Genomic DNA, 9,908 nt, shown 5'->3' with positions numbered 1-9,908 from the left:
CTTTTTAAAAACAGGAAGAATAAAAGGCCGTTAAATATTTATGAGTTCTGCTGTGACAATAAAAACGGTTTCAGAAATCGATTTGATGAGAAGAGCGAATCAAATCGTGGCCCAAGCTTTGAATTTAATTATCAATAACATTAAAATAGGTGTTACTACTAAAGAATTAGACATTATTGCCGAAGATTACGCTAAAAAAAATGGTGCAATTCCCGCTTTTAAAGGTTATAGAGGATTCCCTGCGAGTATTTGTTCATCAATAAATGAACAAGTTGTACATGGAATTCCTTCTAATAAGGTAATTCTTCAAGAAGGGGATCTTGTCAGTATTGATTTTGGAGTGAAATATAAAGGTTTTTATGGTGATGCAGCATTCTCGATTGTTGTTGGTGAGAATACTCCTGAAAAAAATCACTTATTAAAAGTCACCCAAAAATCACTCTATATGGGAATAGAGCAGGCTAGAAAAGGCAATAGAGTATCAGATATTTCTTTGGCTATTCAAACCTATGTTGAAGATAATAAATTGTATGTTGTTAAGCAATTTGTTGGACATGGTATCGGATCAAAACTTCATGAGCCGCCAGAAGTACCTAATTATAAAAGATCAGGAAGTAGCCAAAGATTAATTCCTGGGATGGTTTTAGCGATAGAGCCAATGGTTAATGTCGGTACCTCAGACGTTCAGGTGCTGAAAGATGGTTGGACTGTAATTACTTCAGATAAGACATTGTCAGCCCATTTCGAACATTCTGTACTTATTACAGATGGCAATCCTGAAATTTTGAGTGAAGGAATAATTCTTTAATTTATTAGTTAAGGAGTAAAGAGGAAATTTAGCTATGGCAAAAGAAGAGGCAATACAAGTTGAGGGTACCATAATTGAACCTCTTCCAAATGCTATGTTCCGTGTTGAACTTGAGAATGGCCATAAAGTTTTAGCTCATATATCAGGTAAAATGCGTATGCATTTTATTAAAATACTTCCTGGAGACAAAGTAACAATTGAACTGTCACCCTACGATTTGACCCGTGGTAGGATAGTATTTCGTGGAAAGGCCAATAGATAACTTTGACAAGTAAAGGCAAACATCATGAAAGTTAGATCATCAGTAAAAAAAATTTGCAGTGAATGTAAGATCTTTAAAAGAAGTGGAGTTGTTCGGGTTTCTTGCAAAGTAAAAAAACATAAGCAGCGTCAGGGGTAACACTAAGATATTTAAGAAAATTTAGTTGAGACCTACATATAGTGAATCAAAATATTTGGGAGTAAGAACTTGGCACGTATAGCTGGTGTAGATTTACCGAAAAATAAACATATGGTTATTGCACTTACCTATATCCATGGAATAGGTAAAACAAGTGCAATGAGAATACTTGATGAAGTCAATATTGCTCATAATATGAATAGTGATAGTCTCGACGATAATCAAGTAGCCGAAATCCGGAAAATAATCGAAACATCGCATAGTGTCGAGGGTGATAGAAGGCGTAATGTCGCTATGGATATTAAACGTATGATGGATCTTGGAAGCTATCGAGGAATCAGACATCGGAAAGGTTTACCATGCAGAGGACAGCGGACTAGTACAAATGCTAGGACTCGAAGAGGTCCAAGAAGATCAGCAAGTAAATAATTGTTATATTTTATATACATATATCAGGAGAATAGAAAATGGCAGGTCCTAAGACTAAGGTGAAGCGTAAGGATAAAAAAAACATTCCCGAAGGGGTTGTTAGTATTAAATCAACTTTCAATAACACCTTAGTGACATTTTCCGATAAGCAAGGTAACGCAGTGTCATGGTGTAGTTCTGGTTGTTTAGGTTTCAAAGGTTCTCGGAAGAGTACACCCTTTGCTGCTCAAAATACTGTAGAAACTGCCGCAAAAAAAGCAATGGACTGTGGTATGAGAAAAGTAATGGTTAATATAAAGGGTCCAGGGCCTGGAAGAGAATCAGCGCTTAGGGCATTACAGCAAGTAGGGTTAGAAGTCAGTAAAATTTGTGACGTAACACCAATTCCTCATAATGGTTGTAAACCACCCAAGAAAAGAAGAGTTTAATTTTAAATTCTTTTTATCATTACTTTCATAGAGTAATACATTTTAGTAAAAAGAAACTATACATATTCATTTATTTAATTGTATAGAAAGTGGAGGTAGTAAATTGTCACGATATACAGGCGCTTTATGCCGTCAATGCCGAAGAGAAAAAATTAAGCTCTTTCTGAAGGGAGATAGATGCTATTCTGATAGATGTGCTTTTGAACGGCGTGCTTTTGCACCAGGGCAACATGGACAAGACCGATTAAAGAAAATGTCTGATTATGCTATCCAGTTACGTGAAAAGCAAAAAGTTAAACGTATGTATGGTATGCTAGAAGGTCAATTTAATAGGTATTTTCAAAAAGCTGATCTTCAAAAAGGTATAACAGGCGTTAATCTGCTCGTAATGCTTGAACGTAGACTAGATAATGTACTTTATAGACTTGGATTTGCTTCCTCCAGAAATCAGGCTCGTCAATTAGTCAGACATAATCACTTTCTTGTCAATGGCAGAAAAGTAAATATACCTTCATTTCTTGTTTCTGTTAACGATGAAATACTTTTAAAAGATAAAAGTCAAAGCATTGGTGCTGTAAAGGAAAATTTGTCTGCGATTGCACGACGTGGAGTACCCAGTTGGTTGAACATCGACCATGATAATTTTAAGGGTAAAGTCATTGCACTTCCGAATCGTGAAGAAATCACTATGCCAATTCAGGAAAACCTTATAGTTGAACTTTATTCTAAATAAGACACAATATGACTCATACTGACTTGAATATTCAAATGGATTCTGACCCAATTTATCGTAATTGGACAGAACTTATCCTACCAGAACGGCTAGAGGTTGATTCTGCAACGCATACCAATAGATATGGTAAATTTACATGCCAGCCTTTGGAACGTGGTTTTGCAACAACCGTTGGAAATTGCTTGAGAAGAATATTATTGTCTTCCATTCAAGGTGCTGCGATCACTTCTGTTAATATTGAAGGTGCACATCATGAATATTCAACGATTCCTGGTGTTTTGGAAGATGTTATTGAAATTATACTTAATTTAAAGGAAGTTAGGCTCCGTTTAAATTCGCAGAATTCAGCCGTCATACGAATAGAAAAAACAGATAAGGGACCAGTGACAGCTGCTGATATTATTTCACCTGATGGTATGGTTGAAGTGATGAATCCTGAACAACACATTTGTACTATAACCGGAAGTGAAGGCAAGATGGTTGCTGAGTTTCAGGTTAGATGGGGAAAAGGATATTCACCAGCAGAAAATAATAAAACTGAAGATATGAGTATTGATACCTTCCCGATTGACGCAATATTTACGCCGATCCAGAAGGTGAAAATCGTTGTTAGTCAAGCAAGAGTTGGTCAACAGACTGATTATGATAAGTTGACAATGGAAATTCATACTGATGGAAGTATCACCCCTGAGAATTCGCTTGCTTATGCTGCAAAAATTCTCAAGGAGCAGATGAGAATTTTCATTAATTTTGATGAAGATCGTGTTGAGCCAGAAATTGAGCAATCATCCGACGCAACTCTTATCGCTGTAAATGAAAATTTATATAGAAGTGTTGATGATCTTGAGCTTTCTGTCCGCTCAGCTAATTGCTTGCGAAATGCGGACATAAAATATATCGGTGAATTAGTACAAAAAACCGAAACAGAAATGCTGAAGACCAAAAATTTTGGTCGAAAGTCATTGAATGAAATTAAGCAATTACTTTCTGAAATGGGTCTGTCGTTGGGAATGAAGGTTGAAGGTTGGGTACAACCACCCTCACAGGAACCCCAAGAAGATTTGTAAACTGAGAATAAGGTTATATTACAATGAGACATAGAAAAGCAGGAAGAAGACTTGGACGTAATTCATCGCATCGAGATGCTATGATTCGGAATATGGTTACCTCTCTTTTTGAGCATGAAAGGATTGTAACAACGACTCCGAAAGCCAAAGAAGCTCGGAAAATGGTTGATAAAATGATGACGTTGGCTAAGCGTGGCGATTTGCACGCACGACGACAAGCGTTAGCATTTATGAAGAAAGATGAGATTGTTGCTAAATTATTTGATAATTTAAAGAATGACTATATGGACAGGAATGGTGGATATACAAGAATCATCAGGACTGGGAATCGTATAGGTGATGCCGCACCAATGGCAATATTAGAATTGGTTAATTACAAAGAAAGTGAATCTTCCGAGATTATAACAGAAAGTAATTAATGTACTAAAATTCAAAAATACAGTTAGTGTAGCACACAAAAAAACCGGCATTATGCCGGTTTTTTTGTGTGCTATACTAACTAAAACATATTCGGTAAAATTGGCCATCCGCAAACCATGGTCGAGTTATATTGATTTCAAGAATTTCAGTAAGATATGCCTCTAAGAGGAGGTACGTTTTGGTTCCTTTCCTGATACAGGCGGTTGTTGTTTGCCCGTGATGTCCAAGGGCCGAGTGGAGATGGATTCTTGGCTCGTCATTTTCGTCTAAAAAAATGCTCCCAAGCCCCACAACTTCCCTAGCTTCATCTATCTTCGCCCAAACAGGCACTGGTGGTATAGTTGGCTCTATGGGGCCAGTCACAACGTCTGCTTGCTGTAATCCACCAAAGATTGTGAAATAAGCTGCCTTAATCCCCTCTTTTTGTACAATGTGCTTCAATCCTTGTAACAGGTCATCGTCATTGTCAAAGCGAATCACGATTATCCTGCCTGTTTTTCCCGAGCGATATTCCATAGTTGTTGTTTATTCCTCAGGTTGAGAGCCAGAAGTATCTGCATCATCACCAAATTGTTGCTGATCCCTCGCCGCTTTCAATAATCGAAATAATTCACGATTAAAAGTTGGTTTTCTAGACCTCACGTATTGAATTGCGGTATTTTTAAGTGAATTCTTGTCGATTCCTGGAAACTGATGTGCTGCAACATCGATTGTTTCACTGTCCCAACTGGAGTCTAGTTTTTCGTGTCTTGTTGCTGCCTCCCGCATCGCGATAAGCGCCTCGGAAATAATGTCATCTCGCAGACGTTCCAGTTCGTGAAAGACCTTGTTCTCTTTTAACTTGGATCCTTTCTTTTCATCCAGGAATGAAAAGAGGGGTTCACAGTCGGTTTGGCGTAGGCATTTGGCAATATATTTTGTTTGTCTTTTTTTTGCGCCGCCGGACATCCCTGAAGCACTTTTTATCTCCTCTTTGAGGAAATCTTCGCAGGTGAGTCGTTTAATCTCGGAGGCCGAGAGATTCACGAGTTCTGATGCGAGTTCTTCCAGTGTTTTGCCCCGACGTTTGTGCTCTGATCTACTGATGAATTGTTCCATGATTTAGCTGATTCCTTACGTGACGCACTTTTTAGTTGCCTTACCGGAGATGACTACGGTAAATTCAATTCACTTTATTCGGTGTTTTTTATTTGTTCAATACAAAAGGACTACTTATGATTTTATCACCTGATTTTACTGTTAGACAACCGACAACTATTCGGTTTGGCTGTGGCGCTATTGCTGATCTAGGCATGATTGTTAAAAATCTCAAAGGTACCAAAGTTTTTTTAGTTGCCGACCCTGGAGTAGTTGCCGCTAATCTAATGGGGAAGATTACTAAACCGTTAGATGATGAAGCAATCCCCTTTACAATTTTTACTGAGATTGATCCAGAGCCAGGACTACGCTTGGCGGATCGTGGCGCTGAGTTAGCGCGACAGGCTGGAGCGGATTGTGTAGTTGGCGTTGGTGGCGGTTCAGCGATGGATGTTGCCAAGGCAGTTAGTATATTGTTGACGAATGGGGGGTGTGCTGAAAACTATCTCGGCCTTGGTAAGATTGCCAAGGCCGGTGTTCCTAAAATCATGGTTCCTACTACTGCTGGCACTGGTGCTGAGGTTAGTTTTACGGCCGTATTTATTAATGAAAAAACCAGTTCAAAAGGTGGGATGAATGGTGATCCTCTTTATCCGGAAGCAGCGATATTGGATCCTGAGTTAACTCTTACTATGCCACCTCATGTCACCGCCGCAACCGGGATTGACGCTTTCACCCATGCTATTGAGGCATTTGTATCAACTCAGTCTCATCCAATCTCCGATATGTATGCATTGGAAGCTATGAAGTTAATCAGCGCCAGCTTGCCCAAGGTCTACGCTCATGGCGGCAACATAAGTGCACGTACTGATATGTTGCTGGGGAGTATGCTGGCTGGTAAGGCTTTAGCAACAGCCGGCGTCGGGTTAGTGCATGCGATGGCATATCCATTGGGTGGAATGTTTGGAATTCCCCATGGGTTAGCTAACGCTGTGCTCCTCCCCTATGTTTTGCAATATAATCTTCTCGGGGCTCCCGAAAAATATGCTCGGGTCGCGGCTCTTTTGGGGTGTGAGGTTAAAGGGATTGGTCACAAGGAGGCAGCTCGATGTGTGGTCGAGGCAGTCTTTGAGCTAAATATGGAAATTGGTATTCCTGCAACCCTTGCTGACTTGAATATCCCTGGTGACAAGATCCCGGAAATGGCAAAAATTGCCTTAACTGTAACAAGACCGGTTGAAAATAATCCCCGGCGTCCAACCTATGATGATGTAGTGAATATCTATCAGGTGGCGTTAAACGGGTGGGATTAATAGTTGTACCATTACGGATAAAAGTAACCAATCCGATCTCTTTTATCTTTTGTTTAATGTAACTATCCACCTTCTGACCCAGAAAGGTGCCGAAGCCCAGAACCGTAACTGTTCAATTACTGTTTCCAGCCAGGTCATTCAGTCCTGGCGATTCATGGTGATTAAGTTTTTTCTATTAAGGAGTCCGTATGCCAGGCTTTGAAGTGTTTGGAGAGGAAGAGAAGAGAGAGGCAATGGAAGTTTTTGATACCGGGGTACTCTTTCGTTATGAATTCGCGGAACAGCGTCGCGGTGTGTATAAAGTTCGTGAATTTGAGGAAATGTTTGCTCTCTATTGCGGTACCAGCCATGCACAGGCCGTTACCTCGGGGACCGCTGCTCTTAAAGTTGCGCTTGTTGCTTTAGGAGTTGGTCCCGGTGATGAGGTGATCACTCAGGGGTTTACCTTTGTCGCCACTTGGGAGGCTATTCTCGATATTGGGGCCGTTCCTGTTTTTACCGAGATAGATCAAACTTTGAATATGGACCCTGTTGATCTTGAGAGAAAAATTACTCCTAAAACGCGAGCTATTATTCCTGTGCATATGATGGGAGCAGCGGCTAGAATTGATGAAATTCAGAAGATTGCCGATCATCATGGTATTCCTGTAATCGAGGATACCGCTCAGTCCCCTGGCGCCAGTGTCAACGGGCGCAAGTTAGGAAGTTTTGGTGCGTGCGGTACTTTTTCCTTTGATCCGGTAAAGACAATTACCACTGGTGAGGGTGGGATGGTGATCACCAACGATCCTGAATTATGGAGAACGTTCTCCGAATATCAGGATCATGGGCATGATCATGTTCAAAATCCTGGTGGTCGTGGCGGGGAGGGACGTCGTTTTATAGGTTTTAATTTCCGAATGATGGAGCTTCAAGGTGCTTTGGGGCTGGCGCAATTAGCGAAGCTCGATACAATTATTGCCGCCCAAAAAGTTAACAAAGCCAAAATGCGTGATGCCGTTGCTTCAATTCCAGGTGTTACTTTTCGACAATATGTCGACGAGGCCGGAGATTCGGCGACTTTTTTGTCTTTTATGCTTCCTGATTCCACTCAGGCTAAGGCTGTTAACGCTATCCTACGAGAGAAGGGGGCTGGGGCGGTATATTTTGCCGAGAACACGTGGCATTATTATCCTCAATGGGAGCACTTGCTGAGTGGAGCAACATTGTCACGTGCTGGTTGGCCTTTTATTGATGGGCATGGAAAGCGAAGGGTCATTTATGATCCTCAGGTTTTGCCTCAATCAGCAGAGATTATGGGTCGGACTTTAGTGTATCAGGTGCCGGTCAAGCTTTCAGAAGAGAGATTGGCTCAGATAGTGGCAGCGGCCCATGCGGCAGCGCTGGTATAGATTTTTTCTACGAAGGATTTGGGTTCAGTGTCAATAAAACAGAATGAGCAGTCCAGGGTTGTTGCAATTATTCCTGCACGTTATGGATCTAACAGGTTTGCAGGGAAACCTTTGGCCGATATTGCCGGCAAACCAATGATCCAGCATGTGTATGAAAGAGCTATGGCTGTGCCGCTTCTGACACGGGTCGCGGTTGCTACCGATGATGAGCGTATTGCCAGTTGTGTTCATGGATTTGGCGGGGAAGTGGTTATGACCCGTTCCGATCATGTTTCCGGAACCGACCGCTTGGCTGAGGCTGCAGAAAAGATGGGTGTTGCTGAACAAGACGTGGTGGTCAATATCCAGGGAGATCAACCATTTTTTTCCCATGAGGTGGTTGAGCAGGTGGCTCGCCCTCTGCTTGAAGACCTGTCTTTGCCTATGTCAACGTTGATCTATAAGATCGTCAGGCATGAGGAAATACACGACCCTAATCATGTGAAGACTGTTTTTGACAGACATGGAATGGCGCTCTATTTTTCTCGTTCTCCGATTCCATTTCAGCGAAACCCTGATGAGCCAGTACCCCCGACTTATTATAAGCACTTGTGATTCTATGCTTATCGGAAAGGATTCTTTGTGATCTTTGTTGGGTTACCAGAGGGTGAGTGGGAGCGATTTGAAAAGCTTGAGCAATTGCGGGCCCTTGAGTTCGGGTATCAAATCAAGGTGGTTTTGACAGAGCATGATTCTATTGAAGTAGATACCCCTCAAGACCTGGAGAGGGTTGTTGCTATGATTAATTCAGTGCCGGACAACCTGCCGCCGTCCAGCCGACAAAGTTGATTTATTTTATTATAATGTTGATTAATTATTGATACAGCGAGGAAGTGATGCGAAAGAAGATTACAATTATTGGCTCAGGTAATGTGGGTGCGACTGCGGCTCACTGGGCGATGGCGCGTGAGCTTGGTGATGTCGTGTTGATGGATGTGGTGGAAGGAATCCCGCAGGGAAAGGGTTTGGATCTGCTGCAGGGAGGACCGGTGGATGGTTTTTCCTACTCAATTACTGGCACCAATGATTATCAGGATACTGCTGATTCAGACGTCATTATCATCACCGCAGGTTTAGCGAGAAAGCCGGGCATGAGTCGGGATGATCTGCTGGCCAAGAATGTTTCGATCGTAAAGTCTTGTACCGAGCAAGCGGTTGTGCATTCACCAAATGCAGTCTTGATTGTGGTCACCAATCCTATAGATGCTATGGTTTATACGGCCTTCAAGGTCTCCGGTTTTCCCCGTAACCGGGTAATTGGTATGGCTGGAGTATTGGATTCTGCCCGTTATAGGACTTTTCTGGCTGATGCGGTGGGGGTTTCGCCTAAAGATGTGAACGCCATGGTTATGGGGGTGCATGGTGATAATATGTTGCCGTTGGTTCGGTTGGCTAACGTCGCCGGAGTGCCTGTGACAGATCTCCTTTCTCCTGAAGCGATTGCCGATATTGTCAAGCGAACCCAGCATGGCGGGATCGAGATTGTTAATCATCTTAAAACTGGTTCTGCGTTTTATACTCCAGGTCTCTCGGCGGTGGAGATGGCTGAGGCTATCCTTAAGGACACCAAGCGTGTTCTCCCTTGCGCCGCTTATGTGGATGGGGAATTTGGCATATCGGGCTGTTTTATCGGGGTCCCGGTTGTACTTGGTGCAGGCGGTGTTGAAAGGATTATTGAATTCGCATTAACACCAGAAGAGAAGGCAGCCCTCGCAGAGTCAGAGGCTGTGGTCAGAAAGCAGATGACAGATACTGGTCTTTAATTTGTGTCAAGGTCTTACCTCCTGTTATCAAAATGAGGCA

13 protein-coding genes and 1 pseudogene are annotated in these 9,908 nt (G+C 42.0%); 12 read left to right on the top strand and 2 right to left on the bottom strand.

From position 1 onward, the window contains the following. Window positions 1–40: 40 nt before the first annotated feature. The 8 genes from map (at window position 41) to FP815_07140 (ending at window position 4,284) form a co-directional block, all read left to right on the top strand. The gene (gene map, locus FP815_07175; GenBank protein MBA3014722.1) at window positions 41–808 is read left to right on the top strand and encodes a type I methionyl aminopeptidase; all 768 of its coding nucleotides are present in this window, start codon (window positions 41–43) and stop codon (window positions 806–808) included. Window positions 809–842: 34 nt separating this feature from the next. Beyond that, window positions 843–1,070 carry a translation initiation factor IF-1 gene (gene infA / locus FP815_07170; protein MBA3014721.1) on the top strand — a complete coding sequence of 76 codons (228 nt, stop codon included), beginning with the start codon at window positions 843–845 and terminating at the stop codon, window positions 1,068–1,070. A 24-nt stretch (window positions 1,071–1,094) separates the two neighbouring features. Next, window positions 1,095–1,208: a 50S ribosomal protein L36 gene (gene rpmJ / locus FP815_07165; protein ID MBA3014720.1), complete on the top strand. Its 114-nt coding sequence runs from the start codon at window positions 1,095–1,097 to the stop codon at window positions 1,206–1,208. Window positions 1,209–1,277: 69 nt separating this feature from the next. Next, the gene (rpsM, locus tag FP815_07160) at window positions 1,278–1,637 is read left to right on the top strand and encodes a 30S ribosomal protein S13 (GenBank protein ID MBA3014719.1); all 360 of its coding nucleotides are present in this window, start codon (window positions 1,278–1,280) and stop codon (window positions 1,635–1,637) included. Between the two features lie 38 nt (window positions 1,638–1,675). Then, entirely contained in the window at window positions 1,676–2,065 is a 390-nt protein-coding gene (gene rpsK, locus FP815_07155) for a 30S ribosomal protein S11 (protein ID MBA3014718.1), read from the top strand. Window positions 2,066–2,168: 103 nt separating this feature from the next. Continuing rightward, complete coding sequence (gene rpsD / locus FP815_07150) at window positions 2,169–2,798, top strand: 30S ribosomal protein S4 (protein MBA3014717.1); 630 nt, start codon at window positions 2,169–2,171, stop codon at window positions 2,796–2,798. An 8-nt stretch (window positions 2,799–2,806) separates the two neighbouring features. Then, complete coding sequence (locus FP815_07145; protein MBA3014716.1) at window positions 2,807–3,865, top strand: DNA-directed RNA polymerase subunit alpha; 1,059 nt, start codon at window positions 2,807–2,809, stop codon at window positions 3,863–3,865. Between the two features lie 23 nt (window positions 3,866–3,888). Beyond that, window positions 3,889–4,284 carry a 50S ribosomal protein L17 gene (locus FP815_07140; GenBank protein MBA3014715.1) on the top strand — a complete coding sequence of 132 codons (396 nt, stop codon included), beginning with the start codon at window positions 3,889–3,891 and terminating at the stop codon, window positions 4,282–4,284. Window positions 4,285–4,360: 76 nt separating this feature from the next. Here the strand turns inward: FP815_07140 and FP815_07135 are convergent, their stop codons facing one another. Together FP815_07135 and FP815_07130 are read right to left on the bottom strand one after the other, a co-directional pair. Next, entirely contained in the window at window positions 4,361–4,801 is a 441-nt protein-coding gene (locus FP815_07135) for a DNA-binding protein (protein MBA3014714.1), read from the bottom strand. Between the two features lie 9 nt (window positions 4,802–4,810). Then, complete coding sequence (locus FP815_07130) at window positions 4,811–5,383, bottom strand: DUF615 domain-containing protein (protein ID MBA3014713.1); 573 nt, start codon at window positions 5,381–5,383, stop codon at window positions 4,811–4,813. A gap of 116 nt (window positions 5,384–5,499) precedes the next feature. On the opposite strand from FP815_07130, the gene FP815_07125 reads away from it, so the two are divergent. The 4 genes and pseudogenes from FP815_07125 (at window position 5,500) to mdh (ending at window position 9,868) form a co-directional block, all read left to right on the top strand. Further along, on the top strand, window positions 5,500–6,675 hold the full coding sequence (locus tag FP815_07125; GenBank protein MBA3014712.1) for an iron-containing alcohol dehydrogenase: 1,176 nt from the start codon (window positions 5,500–5,502) through the stop codon (window positions 6,673–6,675). A 188-nt stretch (window positions 6,676–6,863) separates the two neighbouring features. Then, window positions 6,864–8,066 (top strand): DegT/DnrJ/EryC1/StrS family aminotransferase, encoded by a 1,203-nt coding sequence (locus tag FP815_07120; protein MBA3014711.1) that lies wholly within the window; start codon window positions 6,864–6,866, stop codon window positions 8,064–8,066. Between the two features lie 27 nt (window positions 8,067–8,093). Beyond that, window positions 8,094–8,894, top strand: a pseudogene (kdsB, locus tag FP815_07115) (3-deoxy-manno-octulosonate cytidylyltransferase). 44 nt (window positions 8,895–8,938) lie between these two features. Next, window positions 8,939–9,868: a malate dehydrogenase gene (gene mdh / locus FP815_07110; protein ID MBA3014710.1), complete on the top strand. Its 930-nt coding sequence runs from the start codon at window positions 8,939–8,941 to the stop codon at window positions 9,866–9,868. Window positions 9,869–9,908 lie beyond the last annotated feature (40 nt).

The organism is Desulfobulbaceae bacterium, from assembly GCA_013792005.1.
In the GTDB taxonomy this organism is placed as follows: Bacteria; Desulfobacterota; Desulfobulbia; order Desulfobulbales; family VMSU01; genus VMSU01.
This window is presented reverse-complemented; position numbering and strand designations above follow the sequence as displayed.

What these genes read in the sequence shown, in the direction of transcription:
- rpmJ (MBA3014720.1), top strand. Translation starts at nt 1,095, where the DNA reads ATGAAAGTTAGATCATCAGTAAAAAAAATTTGCAGTGAATGTAAGATC.
- FP815_07125 (MBA3014712.1), top strand. Translation starts at nt 5,500, where the DNA reads ATGATTTTATCACCTGATTTTACTGTTAGACAACCGACAACTATTCGG.
- rpsK (MBA3014718.1), top strand. Translation starts at nt 1,676, where the DNA reads ATGGCAGGTCCTAAGACTAAGGTGAAGCGTAAGGATAAAAAAAACATT.
- FP815_07145 (MBA3014716.1), top strand. Translation starts at nt 2,807, where the DNA reads ATGACTCATACTGACTTGAATATTCAAATGGATTCTGACCCAATTTAT.
- map (MBA3014722.1), top strand. Translation starts at nt 41, where the DNA reads ATGAGTTCTGCTGTGACAATAAAAACGGTTTCAGAAATCGATTTGATG.
- FP815_07135 (MBA3014714.1), bottom strand. Translation starts at nt 4,801, where the DNA reads ATGGAATATCGCTCGGGAAAAACAGGCAGGATAATCGTGATTCGCTTT.
- infA (MBA3014721.1), top strand. Translation starts at nt 843, where the DNA reads ATGGCAAAAGAAGAGGCAATACAAGTTGAGGGTACCATAATTGAACCT.
- FP815_07130 (MBA3014713.1), bottom strand. Translation starts at nt 5,383, where the DNA reads ATGGAACAATTCATCAGTAGATCAGAGCACAAACGTCGGGGCAAAACA.
- FP815_07120 (MBA3014711.1), top strand. Translation starts at nt 6,864, where the DNA reads ATGCCAGGCTTTGAAGTGTTTGGAGAGGAAGAGAAGAGAGAGGCAATG.
- FP815_07140 (MBA3014715.1), top strand. Translation starts at nt 3,889, where the DNA reads ATGAGACATAGAAAAGCAGGAAGAAGACTTGGACGTAATTCATCGCAT.